The 14,419-nt window shown below is 70.5% G+C and carries 17 protein-coding genes; 9 read left to right on the top strand and 8 right to left on the bottom strand.

What is annotated here, in order from left to right:
• Nucleotides 1-3: 3 nt before the first annotated feature.
• Nucleotides 4-525, bottom strand: a complete 522-nt coding sequence (gene idi, locus D8M34_RS05405) for an isopentenyl-diphosphate Delta-isomerase (protein ID WP_025105546.1) — start codon at nucleotides 523-525, stop codon at nucleotides 4-6.
• 75 nt (nucleotides 526-600) lie between these two features.
• Here idi and D8M34_RS05400 point away from each other — a divergent pair, with 75 nt between their 5' ends.
• Entirely contained in the window at nucleotides 601-1,233 is a 633-nt protein-coding gene (locus tag D8M34_RS05400; RefSeq protein ID WP_025105547.1) for a MarR family winged helix-turn-helix transcriptional regulator, read from the top strand.
• A 17-nt stretch (nucleotides 1,234-1,250) separates the two neighbouring features.
• Here the strand turns inward: D8M34_RS05400 and D8M34_RS05395 are convergent, their stop codons facing one another.
• Together D8M34_RS05395 and D8M34_RS05390 are read right to left on the bottom strand one after the other, a co-directional pair.
• Nucleotides 1,251-1,613 (bottom strand): histone-like nucleoid-structuring protein Lsr2, encoded by a 363-nt coding sequence (locus D8M34_RS05395; RefSeq protein ID WP_025105548.1) that lies wholly within the window; start codon nucleotides 1,611-1,613, stop codon nucleotides 1,251-1,253.
• Nucleotides 1,614-1,703: 90 nt separating this feature from the next.
• Nucleotides 1,704-2,561 (bottom strand): LuxR C-terminal-related transcriptional regulator, encoded by an 858-nt coding sequence (locus D8M34_RS05390; RefSeq protein WP_025105549.1) that lies wholly within the window; start codon nucleotides 2,559-2,561, stop codon nucleotides 1,704-1,706.
• 109 nt (nucleotides 2,562-2,670) lie between these two features.
• On the opposite strand from D8M34_RS05390, the gene D8M34_RS05385 reads away from it, so the two are divergent.
• Nucleotides 2,671-3,018 (top strand): DUF485 domain-containing protein, encoded by a 348-nt coding sequence (locus tag D8M34_RS05385; RefSeq protein ID WP_126893355.1) that lies wholly within the window; start codon nucleotides 2,671-2,673, stop codon nucleotides 3,016-3,018.
• Nucleotides 3,015-4,652, top strand: coding sequence for a solute symporter family protein (locus D8M34_RS05380; protein ID WP_126893354.1), 1,638 nt, complete (start codon nucleotides 3,015-3,017; stop codon nucleotides 4,650-4,652). The genes D8M34_RS05385 and D8M34_RS05380 overlap by 4 nt, the downstream gene beginning before the upstream one ends.
• A gap of 63 nt (nucleotides 4,653-4,715) precedes the next feature.
• Here D8M34_RS05380 and D8M34_RS05375 read toward each other — a convergent pair whose 3' ends face one another.
• Nucleotides 4,716-5,228, bottom strand: a complete 513-nt coding sequence (locus D8M34_RS05375) for a methylated-DNA--[protein]-cysteine S-methyltransferase (RefSeq protein ID WP_025105552.1) — start codon at nucleotides 5,226-5,228, stop codon at nucleotides 4,716-4,718.
• Nucleotides 5,229-5,455: 227 nt separating this feature from the next.
• On the opposite strand from D8M34_RS05375, the gene D8M34_RS05370 reads away from it, so the two are divergent.
• Both D8M34_RS05370 and D8M34_RS05365 read left to right on the top strand, forming a co-directional pair.
• Nucleotides 5,456-9,136, top strand: a complete 3,681-nt coding sequence (locus D8M34_RS05370) for an AAA family ATPase (protein ID WP_238695602.1) — start codon at nucleotides 5,456-5,458, stop codon at nucleotides 9,134-9,136.
• Entirely contained in the window at nucleotides 9,129-9,326 is a 198-nt protein-coding gene (locus D8M34_RS05365) for a hypothetical protein (RefSeq protein WP_025105554.1), read from the top strand. Before D8M34_RS05370 ends, D8M34_RS05365 begins: the two co-directional genes overlap by 8 nt.
• Before the next feature lie 71 nt (nucleotides 9,327-9,397).
• On the opposite strand, the gene mscL is transcribed toward D8M34_RS05365, so the two are convergent.
• The 3 genes from mscL to D8M34_RS05350 are packed head-to-tail and all read right to left on the bottom strand — an operon-like array spanning nucleotide 9,398 to nucleotide 10,738.
• Nucleotides 9,398-9,829 carry a large conductance mechanosensitive channel protein MscL gene (gene mscL, locus D8M34_RS05360; protein ID WP_025105555.1) on the bottom strand — a complete coding sequence of 144 codons (432 nt, stop codon included), beginning with the start codon at nucleotides 9,827-9,829 and terminating at the stop codon, nucleotides 9,398-9,400.
• 24 nt (nucleotides 9,830-9,853) lie between these two features.
• On the bottom strand, nucleotides 9,854-10,126 hold the full coding sequence (locus tag D8M34_RS05355) for an FmdB family zinc ribbon protein (protein ID WP_025105556.1): 273 nt from the start codon (nucleotides 10,124-10,126) through the stop codon (nucleotides 9,854-9,856).
• Nucleotides 10,127-10,141: 15 nt separating this feature from the next.
• On the bottom strand, nucleotides 10,142-10,738 hold the full coding sequence (locus D8M34_RS05350) for a 5-formyltetrahydrofolate cyclo-ligase (RefSeq protein WP_025105557.1): 597 nt from the start codon (nucleotides 10,736-10,738) through the stop codon (nucleotides 10,142-10,144).
• 40 nt (nucleotides 10,739-10,778) lie between these two features.
• Here D8M34_RS05350 and galU point away from each other — a divergent pair, with 40 nt between their 5' ends.
• The 4 genes from galU to D8M34_RS05330 all read left to right on the top strand — a co-directional run bounded on the left by galU (nucleotide 10,779) and on the right by D8M34_RS05330 (nucleotide 13,730).
• Complete coding sequence (galU, locus tag D8M34_RS05345) at nucleotides 10,779-11,666, top strand: UTP--glucose-1-phosphate uridylyltransferase GalU (RefSeq protein ID WP_060921777.1); 888 nt, start codon at nucleotides 10,779-10,781, stop codon at nucleotides 11,664-11,666.
• A gap of 45 nt (nucleotides 11,667-11,711) precedes the next feature.
• The gene (locus D8M34_RS05340; RefSeq protein ID WP_060921801.1) at nucleotides 11,712-12,323 is read left to right on the top strand and encodes a GNAT family N-acetyltransferase; all 612 of its coding nucleotides are present in this window, start codon (nucleotides 11,712-11,714) and stop codon (nucleotides 12,321-12,323) included.
• An 82-nt stretch (nucleotides 12,324-12,405) separates the two neighbouring features.
• Entirely contained in the window at nucleotides 12,406-13,269 is an 864-nt protein-coding gene (locus tag D8M34_RS05335) for a hypothetical protein (RefSeq protein WP_126893353.1), read from the top strand.
• Nucleotides 13,270-13,418: 149 nt separating this feature from the next.
• Complete coding sequence (locus tag D8M34_RS05330) at nucleotides 13,419-13,730, top strand: DUF7882 family protein (protein ID WP_025105561.1); 312 nt, start codon at nucleotides 13,419-13,421, stop codon at nucleotides 13,728-13,730.
• Nucleotides 13,731-13,739: 9 nt separating this feature from the next.
• On the opposite strand, the gene D8M34_RS05325 is transcribed toward D8M34_RS05330, so the two are convergent.
• Nucleotides 13,740-14,351, bottom strand: a complete 612-nt coding sequence (locus D8M34_RS05325; protein ID WP_126893352.1) for a flavodoxin family protein — start codon at nucleotides 14,349-14,351, stop codon at nucleotides 13,740-13,742.
• Nucleotides 14,352-14,419: the final 68 nt, after the last annotated feature.

Below are 14,419 nucleotides of genomic sequence, written 5' to 3'. Positions count from 1 at the left end.
GGCTCAGACCTCTCCGTGTCGTCGGAGGAGCGGGAGCTGCTCCGCGAGCCAGGGGCTGAAGGCGAAGGGGGTGCGGATGACCGCGGCGAGCAGGTCGTCCACGTCGACCCATTCCCACTCCGCCACCTCGTCGGGATTCGCGGCGGGCTGCCCGTCGATCACGGCGACGTGCACCGGGCAGATCTCGTTCTCCACGATGCCGCTCGCGTCCACGGCGCGGTAGCGGTAGTCGGGGAGGGCGAGGCGGATCTCGGTCACCTGGATGCCCAGTTCGTCGGAGCCGCGCCGGCGCACCGCGTCGGTCATGTCCTCGCCGGGCTGCGGGTGCCCGCAGAAGCTGTTGGTCCAGACGCCGGGCCACGTGCGCTTGCCGAGGGCGCGACGGGTGACGAGCAGGCGTCCCTCCCGATCCTGCACGTAGCAGGAGAAGGCGAGGTGGAGGGGCGTGTCGGTCGTGTGGACTTCGCTCTTGGGCAGGATGCCGACGGCAGTCCCGTCTTCGGCGAGGAGTGTGACGTTGTCCATGGCGCCCTCTCGTCGTTTAGCTAACCTGGCGAAATATCAACTTAGCATGAAGCTGTTGGTGTGTAACATGATCGCATGCACTCCGAGCCCCGCACCACCCCGGTCGCCGAGGCGCCGGCGACCGCGGGGCCGGACGACCTGACCCATGGCGCGATCTACGACGTCGAGGCCAGCGATCCGCGCAGCACGCTCATCGACCGCTCCGGCGTCGCGCCGGAGGATCTGCGGCAGATCGCTCGCGTCATGGAGGCGCTCGGCGGATTGCGCGACGCCGAGCAGCGGCTGTCGCAGGCGTCGCGCCGGTACATGCAGCTGAACGAGACCGACATGCGGGCGCTGCACTATCTGATCGTGTGCGCGAATCGGTCGCTGGTGGCGACCCCCAGCGGGATCGCCCATCACCTCGGGGTCTCGACCGCAGCGACGACGAAGCTGCTCGACCGGCTCGAGAAGGGCGGGCACATCCGGCGCTCGCCGCATCCCACAGACCGACGGGCCCTCGCGATCACGATCACTCCGGAGACCAGGCACGCCGCGATGGAGACGGTCGGGCGGCAGCAGGCCAAGCGCTTCTACGCGGCCGCGCGGTTGTCGGCGGCGGAGCGCGATGTGGTGATCCGGTTCCTCCAGGACATGACGGAGGAGATCACCCTGCGTGACGAGCCGTGGGCCGCGCAGGGCGCACACGAAGATCCCGCCCGACCGTGAGGTGGGGCGGGACCGGATCAATGAGCGGCGCGGTACGCGTCCAGGATGGGGGCCGGAACTCGTCCCCGCTCCGAGAGCGTGTACCCGTTCTCCTTCGCCCAGGCGCGGATCGCCGCGACCTCGGGGTTGCGTGAGGGCCGCTTCCGCGACGAGGAGGAGGACGAGGAGCGCCCTCCGCCGGTGGACGCACCGGATCCCGCCCGACGCCCTGCCGTGATGTACGGCTCGAGGGCCTGGCGCAATTCCTCGGCGTGCGCGGAATTCAGATCGATCTCGTAGGAGGTGCCGTTCAGCGAGAAATGCACGGTCTCGCCCTCTCCGACCTCCAGGACGGTGCCGTCGATATCGTCGACCAGCTGGTGCACAATTCGTCTCGCCATGACGGCGACTTTATCGCGGCGGCGGGAATGCGCACAACAAAAGCCGCTCCTTCATGGCGCCGTATGACGCGGTCGCGGAGAATGCCCGATTCAGGGAAGCAGACCCGCGCGACGTGCTTTGGTCACGGCGGCATGCCGCGTCGACGCGTCCAATTTCGACATCGCGGTGCCGAGATAGGCCTTGACGGTGCCTTCCCGCAGACCGAGATGCGCGGCGATCTCCGCATTCGTCGATCCGAGGGCGGCGCACGCGAGCACGTCGGTCTCGCGCGGGGAGAGGTGGATGACCGGAACGGGGCCGGTCGTCGTCGGGAGGTCGTCGCCGGCGAGGGTCAGCAGTCGGCGCTCGACCTGCGCCAGCCGCGCGCGGATGCCGGCGTCGTCGACGGTGGCGGCGATGCTGCGCAGCTCCGCGAAGCTCTCCCGCAACTCCTCGCGCTGGGCCGGCGCGACGGCGGCGGGCGACGGGGACGCGGCCCGCAGACGGCGCTGCACCTCGTCACGGATGCGCAGCTCATCGGCGACGGATTGGGCGACCTGCATCGCCGGTGCCGTCGTCACGCCGCCGATCCTCTCCTCGGCCCAGGCGCCCGCATAGAGCACGCCGCGCGGGCGGCCCTGGACGACGATCGGCAGGGCGAGCAGCGTCCGCAGACCTTCGCCGAGCACGAAGACGTCGTAGTCGTGGGTGATCTGGCGGGAGGAGCCGTAGTCGCTCGTCATCCGCGGGCGCAGCTCCATCATGGCGCGGCCGCCGAGACCGCGCTCGGGGCGCACGCGGAGCCCGTCGAGAGCACGCGTGCGGGCCCCGACGATGCTCGTGACACTCACGACGCCCTCTTCGATCAGCCCGCCGAACGCGACGGGGAAGCGCGTGCGCCGCGCGAGCTCGCGCACCGCGTTGGCGACGAGCTCCGCCTCGGATTCGACGGTGATCGGAGAGCTCACGAATACCTACTTTCGGGGGTGACGGCACCGTTCCCCGTTTCGTAGCGTCGACCCTACCACTCGGGCGGCGACAGCCGCGCGTGCAGCGGACATGTGGCAAGGAGGCCCCATGAGCGAACAGGTTCCGACCCCTCAGAACGGTGCGATCGATTATGTCGCCGTCGAGCAATCCCCTCGATTCCTGCGGTTGAAACGGACGCAGCGGTCCTTCATCTTCCCCCTCGCCGCGTTCTTCCTCGTGTGGTATTTCGTCTACGTGCTGCTGGCGGCATTCGCCCGCGATTTCATGGCGCAGCGCGTCTGGGGGGATATCACCATCGGGCTGCTCTTCGGGCTCGGTCAGTTCGTGACGACATTCGCCATCACGATGGCGTATGTCGCATTCGCGAATAGGAAGCTCGACCCCCTGGCGTCCGAGATCCGTGAAGAACTCGAGAAGGCGCAGGCGGACGCATGACCATCATCCGCACGGCCACCGAGGATGTCGCCCTCGACATCAACCCGGTGTTCAACATCTCGATCTTCCTCGCCTTCGTCGCGGTGACGTTGTTCATCGTGATCCGCGCCAGTCGGAACAACAAGACGGCCGCCGACTACTACGCGGCCGGTCGTTCCTTCACCGGGCCCCAGAACGGATTCGCGATCGCCGGCGACTACCTCTCCGCCGCGTCGTTCCTCGGCATCTGCGGCGCCATCGCGATCAACGGGTACGACGGATTCCTCTACTCCATCGGATTCCTCGTCGCCTGGCTGGTCGCGCTGCTGCTCGTGGCGGAGCTCATGCGCAACACCGGCAAGTTCACGATGGCGGACGTGCTCTCGTTCCGCTTGAAGCAGCGTCCGGTGCGGATGGCGGCGGCGATCACCACGCTCGCGGTCTGCTTCTTCTACCTCCTCGCGCAGATGGCGGGGGCGGGCGGTCTCGTGTCCCTGCTGCTGGGGATCGACGGGCGCATCGGGCAGTCGGTCGTCATCGCCGTCGTCGGCATCCTCATGATCGTCTACGTGCTCATCGGCGGCATGAAGGGCACCACCTGGGTGCAGATCGTCAAGGCGGTGCTCCTCATCGGCGGTGCCCTGGCGATGACAATCTGGGTCCTCGCGATCAACGGCTTCAGCCTGAACACCCTCCTGGAGGCGGCGGTGGCCAACTCCGACAAGGGCGAGGCGGTGCTGGCGCCCGGTCTGCAGTACGGCGCCAATCCGTGGGACTTCCTGTCGCTGGGCATGGCCCTCGTGCTCGGCACCGCGGGTCTCCCACACGTGCTCATGCGCTTCTACACCGTGCCGACGGCCAAGGAGGCACGGCGGTCGGTGGTCTGGGCGATCTGGCTGATCGGCGGGTTCTACCTGCTGACCCTCGTGCTCGGGTACGGCGCGGGCGCCCTCGTCGGCGCCGACGTGATCGCCGCGGCACCCGGCGGGGTGAACTCGGCCGCCCCGCTGCTGGCGTTGAAGCTCGGCGGGCCCGTGCTCCTCGGGTTCATCTCCGCGGTGGCGTTCGCCACGATCCTCGCGGTCGTCGCCGGACTCACCATCACCGCGGCGGCGTCGTTCGCCCACGACATCTACGCGAACGTCATCCAGAAGGGGCGGAAGGACGCGTCGGAGAAGCCGGTCGAGCCCGATCCCAACGGCGAGGTCCGCGTGGCCCGTCGCACCGTGATCGTCATCGGCATCCTCGCGATCGTCGGCGGCATCGGGGCACAGGGGCAGAACATCGCCTTCCTCGTGGCGCTCGCTTTCGCGGTGGCGGCGTCGGCCAACCTGCCGACGATCCTCTACTCGCTGTTCTGGCGCCGGTTCACGACGCGGGGCGCGGTGTGGAGCATGTACGGCGGGCTCGGTTCGGCGATCATCCTCATCATCCTGTCGCCCGTGTTCTCCGGTACGCCGACGTCGATGATCCCCGGGATCGACATCGCCGTCTGGCCGTTGAACAACCCGGGCATCGTGTCCATACCGCTCGGGTTCGCGCTCGGCTGGCTCGGAACCGTCACCAGCACGCGGCGCGAGTCTCCCGAGCTGGCGGCCGAGATGGAGGTGCGCTCGCTCACCGGCTTCGGCGCGGAGAAGGCCGTCGACCACTGACGCGACCTCCTCGGGTGCGGGCCCGGCGGCCTACTCGCCGGGCCCGCACCCCAGGAGCGGGGTTCATCGCGACTCGAGGTCCAGCAGGAAGCGCTTCCGCTCCGGATGGCCGCCGTAGTGCCCCGCGGAGCCGTCGGATCGCACGACCCGGTGCACGGGCACGATGATCGAGAACGGCGTGAGACGGCACGCCGTCCCGACGGTGCGCGCCGCCCCCGGGTGGCCGGCCAGCACCGCGACCTCCCCGTAGCTCAGGGTCTGGCCCCAGGGGATGTCGCACACGGTGTGCAGCGCCGCCCGGTGGAAACCCTCCACGAGACGCCAGTCGAGACGCAGATGCTCGTCGAAGCGCACGGGGTCGCCGTCGAAGTACGCGTCCAGAAGCGGCACGAGCTCGTCGGCCGCGCCCGGGTCGGGCTCCGGGACGGCACCGAGCTGCCGCGAGACGCTTTCGAGCAGCCACGGCACCTGCGGGTCTGCGGACTCGGAGAGGTCGAAGCGCACGATGCCCTCGTCGGAGAAGACCGCGAGGGCGTCGCCGAAGGGCGTCGGAGCGAAGTCATAGCGGAAAGTCATGTCCCCATCCTGGCCGCCGAATCCGGGCGCAGAACGGCGCGAGACGGAGCGGTTCCGCGTTCGGTGGAGAACGGCAGCGTGCGGACACGAGGGGAGGAGTAGTCGGCAGAGCGCGGTGCCGGGCTGTTTTTCACCGGAAACCCGCCGTGGATACCGATCTCCGACGGTGTCGCGCCTAGGGTGTGAGTGTGTGGCGACGGGAAAGCAGGTCTGCGAACAGCACAGCGGTGGACAACGCTGTGTCCCTCGGTGACCTGCACGACTCGTCCACCGGAGTCGGGATCGCGCACGCCGCCGAGGCCGAGCGCACGCGCCTGCGGGCCGAAGCCGCCGATCTGGGCGGCCCTTCGCCGCTGAGCAGCTTCCGCGACGGGCCGGAATCCGGCATCGACATCTCCAAGGCGCACCCGGGCAGTCTCCCGCAGTTCATCACCGGCAAGTCGACGCTCCTCTCCAACCTCTTCCGCGACGAGGTGGGCCTGCGTACCGCGCGGCTGGCCGCCGAGCGCATCACGGCCAAGAACACCGAGCTGCGCACGGTCCGCGGCATCGAAGCCGTGCACCTGGCCGTCGGCGTCGCGCGGTGGCGCATCGGCGGGGCGACCTTCGCCGCCCCTGTCCTGTTGCGACCCCTCGCGATCCGCCGCCATCACACCGACTTCGAGCTCAAGCTGCAGGGGGCGTTCGAGGTGAATCCGGAGCTCGTCCGGGTCGCCCGCGAGCACTTCGGGCTGTCGCTCGACGCCTCAGCCCTCGCGGCGCTCGCCTACGACGGCGGCATCTTCAAGCCGCAGCCGGTGATCGACAGCCTGCGCGGTCTGACCCGATCGATCGAGACGTTCTCCGTCGAGCCTCGACTCGTCGTCTCCACCTTCGCCGATGTCGCTGGCGCCATGGCCCAGGACGGCGGCAGCCTCGACCACCCGGTCCTCAACGCCCTCGGCGGCCACGTCGGCGATCGCGAGCAGGTCACGGCACCGCGCGCCGTCCCGCACCACGTCGGTCCGGACGACCGCGCGCCCGCCTCGGACACGCTCCTCCTCGACGCGGATGCCGAGCAGGAGGCGGTGCTGGCCCGCATCACCGCCGGTCACTCCCTCACGGTGGCGACGCTGCCGGGCACCGGCGGTACGCAGACCGTCATCAACGCGCTGGGCGAGCTCGTCCGCGCCGGCAAGAAGGTGCTCGTCGTCTCGGCCCGCCGGTCGACGCTCGACGGCGTGCGCCACCGCCTCGCCGGCATCGGCCTCGACAGCCTCGCGGTGTCCCCGGCGAGCCTGCGCCGCGACCTCGTCCGTGCGATCGGCAGGAACGAGAAGGCGACCGCGCCCAAGGTGAGCGAGGTCGACGACGCGCTCGTGCGGCTGCGCACGGTGCTCCGCGACTATCGCGACGCTCTGACCGTTCCGATCCCCGGCCTCGACGCCTCCGTCCTGGACGCGACCAGGCACCTCACCCGTCTCGCGTCCCTGCCGGTCCCGCCGTCGACCACCGCCCGACTGAGCGTGGACGCCCTGCGCCGGCTCGCGAAGGATCGCACCGAGGCGGCCGCCGCACTGGCTCAGGCCGCACGGCTCGGCGAGTTCCGCGTCGGACCGAACGATTCACCCTGGTACGGCGTCACCTTCGGCAGCACCGAGGCCGCCCGCGCCGCCCACGAGCTCGCCGGGCGCCTCCATGCCGTCAGCGTGCCCGCCCTGCTGGAGCGCGGCTACGAGCTCATCGCGCAGACGCACATGCGGCCGTTCTCGACGATCGACGAGCTCGGCGACTACCTCGAGCTGCTGCAGGGCATCCGCGACACCCTCGACCGGTTCAGCCCGACGGTGTTCGAGCGTCCGCTCGGGGAGCTCATCCAGGCGCACGGCTCCCGCCGGGACGCACCCGGGATGTCCGGAGCGAACCGTCGCCGCCTCCGCCGCCTCGCCAAGGAGTACGTCCGCCCCGGCGTGCACGTGACGGAGATGCACGAGGCGCTGCTGCGCATCCAGACCCAGCGCACCCAGTGGCAGCGCTACGTCGACGCGGGCGTCGCGCCGGAGATCCCGCTCGGCCTCGCCGACGTGTTCGCCTCCTGGCAGCGGGTGGAGGCCGAGCTGGCCGAGCTGGACGCGGCACTCGGCCGCCGCGAACCGCTGTCCTCGCTGCCGGTCGCGCGACTCGTGCGCATGCTCGCGGGTCTCGCCGCGAAGTCCGACGTCTTCGAGAACCTCGTCGAGCGCGCGCAGCTGCGTGACAAGCTCGCCCTCCTCGGCCTGGAGCCGTTGCTGACCGAGCTCTCGGTTCGCCATGTCTCCGAAGCGCGGGTGGGGGACGAGCTCGAGTTCGCCTGGTGGCAGTCCCTCCTCGAGCGCGCGCTGCAGGACAACCGCGCGCTGCTCGGAGCGAACACCGCGGTGGTCGACCGCCTCGAGCGCGACTTCCGGCTGGTCGACGAGGCGCACGCGGCGATGGCGGGACCGCTGCTCGCCTGGCAGCTCGCGAACCAGTGGCGCATCGCCATCGTCGACGAGCCCGAGCAGTCGCAGAACCTGCGCCGGGCCCTCACGCAGTCCGCGACGACGGCGGCCGAGGTCGTCAGCGCAGCGCCGACCCTCGTCGACGTCCTGGCTCCGGTCTGGATCTCGTCGCCCTACCTCGTCCCGGAGATCCCGGACGCGGTGGAGTTCGACACCGTGCTCCTCGTCGACGCCGCGGCCATCAACCTCGCCGAGGCGGCGCCGGCGATCCGCCGTGCCCGGCAGGTCTTCGCCTTCGGAGACCCGGTCACGCAGCGGCCCTCTCCCTTCCGCATCGCGGTCGACCCCGCGGAGGACTGGGAGGAGGAGGTCCCGTTCGACGAGGTCTCCGTCTTCGAGCGGCTGTCCGAGCTGTTCCCCGTGATGACGCTGACCCGGAGCTACCGTGCCGGCGGCGAGGATCTCGCTGAGCTCATCAACGACGCGTTCTACGGCGGCGAGATCGTCTCCCTTCCGTGGGCGGGGTCGTACCTCGGCCGGGGCAGCCTCACCGTCGACTACGTCGAAGGGGGCACCGGGACGCCCGATCCCGTGTCCGGCGCCGTCGAGAGCCCGGACGCCGAGGTCGCCCGCGTCGTCACGCTCGTCGTCGAGCACGCCGTGCACCGCCCGACGGAGTCGCTCATGGTGGTCACCGCCAGCACCCGTCACGCGGAGCGCGTGCGGGCCGCCGTGACCGCCGCCTTCGCCGGCCGCTCCGACGTCGCCGACTTCGTCGCCCGCGACACCGCGGAGCCGTTCGCCGTGCTCACGCTCGAGGAGTCCGTCGCCGAGAGCCGCGACCGCGTCATCTTCTCGCTCGGCTTCGGACTCACCAAGCACGGCCGCGTCCTCAGCGACTTCGGCGACCTGTCGACGCCGGACGGCGAGCGGCTGCTGACCGTCGGGATGACCCGGGCGCGGCGCTCCATGGTGATCGTCTCGTCCATCCGCCCCTCGGCCTTCGACGACGGGCGTCTCGAGCACGGCGCAGCCACGCTCATGTCGATCCTCGGCGGTCTCGCGGCGCGCGCCCGCGATGCGCGCCTGGAGGATCTGGCCGACCCGCTCACGCTCGCACTGGCCAGGGAGCTCCGGCGTCTCGGCGCTTCCGTCGACGTCGACTACCGGGGGCTCCTGCCGCTCGTGGCGCAGCACAACGGCAAGGCCGTCGTGATCGAGTCCGATCCGGAGTCCCGGGGGGAGTCGCTGCGCGAGACGCTCCGGCTGCGCCCGCATGTGCTCCGCCGCCTCGGCTGGCACTACGTCCGCGTGCACGCGTTCGACCTCTACAGCGACCCGCGCACGGTGGCGTCCCGGATTGCGACGGTGCTCGGCATCTCGGAGTCGGCCCCGCGCGCGGAGAACGACACGCAGCCCCTCGACCTCGGCGACCACCGGAATGACTGACGGCCGTGACGAGCCGCGTCAGCGGGTCGTCCGGGTGCCGGGCTCCCGGCGGGCGCGTCTGACGCCCGTCGAGGGCAGCGACCCGGCGCCGGAGGTCCCGGGGGGTGAGACGCCGCGCCGGTCCGCCCCCGGCGATCGGAAGGGTCCCAACGACGACCAGCTCCTCCGCGACGTGCCTCCGCACTACTGAGGCGGCCGCACCCGGAACGAGAAAGACCCACGGCCCTCCGAGGAGAGCCGTGGGTCGTGAGCGCGGTGCGGTCAGACGCCGCGCGGACCCTGCTGGGTCTTGAGCAGATCGCGGATCTCGACGAGCAGCTCCGCCTCGGTCGCGGCGGCCGGCTCCTCCTCCGGCTCCTCGGCGGGCGTGCCCTTGCGTGCCTCGACGTGCGCCTTGAAGGTGTTCATCGGCAGCACGAAGACGAAGTAGACGACCGCGGCGACCGCGAGGAAGCTGATGATCGCCGAGATGAGGTCGCCGATCGGGAACGTGACGGTCTCGCCGTAGATGTTCGGAACCTGGATGCCGAACTGCCCCGCGGCGTCCGCCTTGAGGAAGAGCGCGATGAGCGGGTTGATGATGCTGTTCACGACCGCTGTGACGATCGCCGTGAAGGCGGTGCCGATGACGACCGCGACGGCCAGATCGATGACGTTCCCGCGGAGCAGGAAGTCCTTGAAACCTTTGAGCATGGAAACCCCCAAGTCGACTGGGCCTCAGTTCGAGGCGGGAGTCGACGCAGCGGCCGGTTTGGCGCTCGTCGTCGAATCCGACTTCGATGATGCCGAAGCATCCTTCGAACCCCCGGATTTGGCGCGCGAGTCCGTGCGATAGAAGCCGGAGCCGTTGAAGGTCACGCCGATCGAGCCGTACTGCTTGCGCAGCGCGCCGCCGCACTCGGGGCAGACCGTGAGCGCGTCGTCGGAGAAGCTCTGGACGGCGTCGAACTGGTGCCCGCACGCGGTGCAGGCATAGGCGTAGGTGGGCATGGCGGTCCTTGCGGGTCAGCGTCGCCGAGGCGACAGATGCAGCGTCTGCGACGGGGTCACGATGCCGTCGACCGGCTGATCGTGCACCTCGCGCGGCAGTTCGTCGAGTACCTCGGAATCATAGATCACCGCGTACACCGGAGGGCACTTCTCCATGGAGCCTATGGTCTTGTCGAAGTAGCCGCGGCCCCAGCCCATGCGCATCCCCGAGCGGTCGACGGCGGCGGCGGGGACGATCATCAGATCGACGTCGTTCACCGCGATCGGCCCGAGCACCTCGCCGGTGGGCTCGGGCAGCCCGTACAGGCCTTCCGCGATCTCGTCGGTGTCGTCGGCGACCGCCCAGTCCAGCAGTCCGTCGGAGCGGGTGACCGGGAGGAGCACCCGGATCCCGCGGCGGACCGCGCGGGTGACGAACTCCCTGGTGCCCGGCTCCGTGGTGGTGGAGAGGAAGCAGGAGACGGAGCGGGCGCCGAGCTCGTCGACGAGGGCGTCCAGCCGTTCGCCGATCGCCGTGGCAGCGGCTTCGCGCTGGGGATCGGACAGCAGCTGACGCCGCTCGCGCAGCTCCGCGCGGAGGGCTCGCTTGGCGTGCTCGACGTCGTTAGCCATGGTCCGAGTCTAGGGCGGCCCCCACCGGTAGGCTGTGGGAATGGCTCACGAGAAGATCAAGGCTGTCATTCCCGCTGCCGGGCTGGGGACACGATTCCTGCCCGCGACGAAGGCGATGCCGAAGGAGATGCTCCCCGTCGTCGACAAGCCGGCGATCCAGTACGTCGTCGAGGAGGCGGCGAACGCCGGGATCGAGGACATCCTCGTGATCATCGGACGCAACAAGAACGCGATCTCCAACCACTTCGACTCCGTGCCGGAGCTCGAGGTGAAGCTCATGGAGAAGGGCGACACCGGTCGCCTGGAGCGCGTGATGAAGTCGAGCGACCTCGCCGACATCCACTTCGTCCGTCAGGGCGAGCCCAAGGGTCTCGGCCACGCCGTGCTCCGCGCTCGGACGCACGTCGGCGACAGCTCGTTCGCGGTGCTGCTCGGCGACGACCTCATCGATGAGCGCGACCCGCTGCTCACGGAGATGATCGCGGAGCACGAGCGCACCGGCGCCGCCGTCATCGCCCTCATGGAGGTCGACCCGGACAGCATCCACATGTACGGGGCCGCCGCCGTCGAGCCGATCGAGGGGTCGGACGCCGTTCGTGTCACGGGCCTCGTCGAGAAGCCCGCGAAGGAGGACGCCCCGTCCAACCTCGCGATCATCGGACGCTACGTGCTCCCCGCGTCGGTCTTCGAGATCCTCGAGCGGACCGAGCCCGGCAAGGGCGGGGAGATCCAGCTCACCGATGCCCTGCAGGAGCTCGCGACGGCGGACGGCGGACCGGGCGTGGTCGGCGTGGTCTTCGGAGGCCGCCGCTACGACACCGGCGACCGCGTGGACTACATCAAGGCGATCGTGCAGCTCGCGGCCGACCGCGACGACCTGGGTTCGGAGCTGCGCCCCTGGCTCAAGGACTTCGCGGAGCGCCTCTAGGCGCCTCGCGGTCGTCGGAGGTGCGGCGTGGAGCTGTCGACGGGGATGCGGCACGGACCGGTCGAGCTGCGTCTGATCCGGACGAAGGACGCGCGGCCTCTGCAGCAGGAGCTGCTCGCGAACCGCGCGTGGCTGCAGCCGTGGGAGGCGACGATCCCGCACGGGGCGGTGTCCTTCGACATGCGGGTCAGCATCCGCCGGCTGCTCCAGCAGTACCGGGATGGCGGCGGCTACCCGTTCGTCATGGAGTACGACGGTGAGGTCGCCGGGCAGCTGAACGTCTGGGGCGTCGCTCGGGGCTCGCTGTGCTCGGCGACGATCGGCTACTGGGTGAGCGAGCGCTTCGCGGGGCGGGGGATCACCCCGACCGCGGTCGCGCTCGCGACCGACGCTTGCTTCACGGAGTACGGGCTGCATCGGATGGAGATCTGCATCCGGCCCGAGAACGCCGCGAGCCTTCGCGTGGTCCAGAAGCTCGGCTTCCGGTACGAGGGGCTGCGCCGGCGGTACATCCACATCGACGGGGACTGGCGCGACCACTACGCCTTCGCCCTCACGCAGGAGGAGGTTCCGCAGGGCGTGCTCGCCCGGTGGATCCACGGACAGGTGCCGCCGCACGCGGCGACGATCCCCCCGGCGGACCGCATCAGCCTCTGACATCGCCCGTTGCGGAAGGACACGCCGCGACACGCGCCCCGACTGCACGGCGCGGCCGGTCCGCCGCCGTTACCGTTGTCCTATGGACGGGCCGGTGCTGAGCGGGGGAGTGATCGTGCTCGTCGCCGTGCTCCTGTGGATGCTGTACCTGCTGCCCTCCTGGCGCGGGCGCTTCCAGTACAACGCGGCCGAGCGGAACGCCGTGCGGCTCAATCAGGCGCTGCGGATCCTCGCCGAGACGAGCGAGACGCCCAGCGAGGTGCACATGGAGCTCAACGCCCGTACCGTCGTCGCGCAGCAGAAGCTCGCGAAGCGGCTGCAGGCCCAGCGGGAAGCCGCGGAGCTCGAGGCCCTCCGCCAGGAACTCGCCGCCACGCGGGCCGATCCCGTGATCCGTCGCGCCCGTGCACGCCGACGCGTGCGGCTGACGGCGACCGGCGCGCTCCTCCTCGGCCTCGCCGCCGTCGGGCTCGGCATCTGGCAGCTCCTGGCCACCGGGGGAGCGGTGCTCCTCTGGAGCGGCGGGGTGGCAGCCCTCATCGCCACCATCGTCCTGCAGCGGATGGCCGCGGTCGCTGTGCGCGCTGCCCGTCGTCCGCAGCCCGCTGCCGTCGAGACCGTCGCGGAGAGGGTCGCTCCGGCCCTGCATGACCAGGGCCCCGCCACCTGGACTCCGCGTCCGCTCCCGGAGCCGATGGTGTCGGTCACGGGATCGCGCGCCCAGGCGGCTCGCGCCGAGATCGATGCGCAGGAGGAGCGCCGCAAGGCTGCTCGGGTCGCCGCGCTCCGCGCCCGCGCCGAGGAGATGGCGCCGGCAGCGCCCGTCAGCCTCCCGGCGGCGCCGGCGGCAGCGGCGGAATCCCCGTACGCCCGCATGGGCTTCGTCGACGACGCGGAGATCGAGGCGCACGTGCGCCAGCTCCTCCAGCGTCGCGCCGCCGGATGACCGTCGCGGTGAGCGCGGGTCTCCTTCGCTGACGCCTCCGTGCCGCTCCCGGCGAGCGGTTCCGGCCGTCTCGGCCGCACGGGCACACCGGAGACGCGCGCGAGTGTCGCTCCTCGCGTCCCGCCCGCTCGGGGCCGTAGAGTCGGGGGATGGGAACCATGCAGTACGGCTCCGGCAGCGAGATCCAGATCGAGGACCGCGCCCTGGCCCATCTGAAGGTCGCGATCGCGACCAAACTCCGCCGGAACGAGAGCTTCACGCTCTCCTGGAAGCACCCCGACGGCGACGTGCCGGGACGTTCGACGATCTGGCTGCATCCGTCGATCCCGCTGCGCTTCACCTTCTCGGAGCCGGAGACGCCGGAGTTGAACGTCAAGTGGATCCAGGCCCTCATGGTCGAGGCGAGCTCGTCGGGAGGCATCAGCCTCGTGGACGAGGTCGTCGACGGTCCCGCCGACTGAACGCCTCCGCTACTCGGCGGGGTGCGCCTGCGCGGTGAGCTGCCGGGCGAGGTGCGCGGCGTTGCGGGTCGCGGTCGCGATCGCGGAGCTCACGGCCTCCGGAGTCTCATCGAGGTCCTTGTAGTCCACGGTCTGCATGGCCTCGCCGTTCCAGTACACCGACGTCTGGGCCGGGATCGTGTAGCCGATGTCGTTCAGCGCCTGGAAGAGGATCGCGGAGATGTGGTGGGCGCCGTCCTCGTTCCCGAGGACGCCGGCGATCGCGACCTTGTCGAAGAGGATCGGGCGGCCCCGCTCGTCCGTCTCGCTGAGCTCGGCGTCGAGGCGCTCCAGCACGCGCTGGGCGACGCTCGAGTGCTGTCCCATCCACGTCGGCGTGACGAAGACGAGGATGTCGGCATCGAGGATGCGCTGACGCAGGGCCGGCCACTGGTCGCCGTCGCCCATGTCCTTCTCGACGCCGGGGCGGATGTCGAGGTCGACGGCACGGACGAGGTCACCCGTGACCCCGTGCTCGGCGAGGGCATCGAGCAGCTGACGCGCGAGCAGATCGGAGCTCGACGACGCGGGGGAGGGCTTGAGGGTGCAGGAGATCGCGAGGGCGGTGAGGGAGGTGTCCATGCTCCGACTCCATCAGAGATGCGGGCGGCGGCACAGGGCCTTTCCGGGTCCGGGCTATCCTGGTAGAG

It is taken from the genome of Microbacterium sp. HSID17254 (assembly GCF_003989315.1).
Classification (GTDB): domain Bacteria; phylum Actinomycetota; class Actinomycetes; order Actinomycetales; family Microbacteriaceae; genus Microbacterium.
This window is presented reverse-complemented; position numbering and strand designations above follow the sequence as displayed.

Coding starts and splice junctions, on each gene's coding strand:
- idi (WP_025105546.1), bottom strand. CDS start 525: ATGGACAACGTCACACTCCTCGCCGAAGACGGGACTGCCGTCGGCATC.
- D8M34_RS05400 (WP_025105547.1), top strand. CDS start 601: ATGCACTCCGAGCCCCGCACCACCCCGGTCGCCGAGGCGCCGGCGACC.
- D8M34_RS05395 (WP_025105548.1), bottom strand. CDS start 1,613: ATGGCGAGACGAATTGTGCACCAGCTGGTCGACGATATCGACGGCACC.
- D8M34_RS05385 (WP_126893355.1), top strand. CDS start 2,671: ATGAGCGAACAGGTTCCGACCCCTCAGAACGGTGCGATCGATTATGTC.
- D8M34_RS05380 (WP_126893354.1), top strand. CDS start 3,015: ATGACCATCATCCGCACGGCCACCGAGGATGTCGCCCTCGACATCAAC.
- D8M34_RS05375 (WP_025105552.1), bottom strand. CDS start 5,228: ATGACTTTCCGCTATGACTTCGCTCCGACGCCCTTCGGCGACGCCCTC.
- D8M34_RS05365 (WP_025105554.1), top strand. CDS start 9,129: ATGACTGACGGCCGTGACGAGCCGCGTCAGCGGGTCGTCCGGGTGCCG.
- mscL (WP_025105555.1), bottom strand. CDS start 9,829: ATGCTCAAAGGTTTCAAGGACTTCCTGCTCCGCGGGAACGTCATCGAT.
- D8M34_RS05355 (WP_025105556.1), bottom strand. CDS start 10,126: ATGCCCACCTACGCCTATGCCTGCACCGCGTGCGGGCACCAGTTCGAC.
- D8M34_RS05350 (WP_025105557.1), bottom strand. CDS start 10,738: ATGGCTAACGACGTCGAGCACGCCAAGCGAGCCCTCCGCGCGGAGCTG.
- galU (WP_060921777.1), top strand. CDS start 10,779: ATGGCTCACGAGAAGATCAAGGCTGTCATTCCCGCTGCCGGGCTGGGG.
- D8M34_RS05340 (WP_060921801.1), top strand. CDS start 11,712: ATGCGGCACGGACCGGTCGAGCTGCGTCTGATCCGGACGAAGGACGCG.
- D8M34_RS05335 (WP_126893353.1), top strand. CDS start 12,406: ATGGACGGGCCGGTGCTGAGCGGGGGAGTGATCGTGCTCGTCGCCGTG.
- D8M34_RS05330 (WP_025105561.1), top strand. CDS start 13,419: ATGGGAACCATGCAGTACGGCTCCGGCAGCGAGATCCAGATCGAGGAC.
- D8M34_RS05325 (WP_126893352.1), bottom strand. CDS start 14,351: ATGGACACCTCCCTCACCGCCCTCGCGATCTCCTGCACCCTCAAGCCC.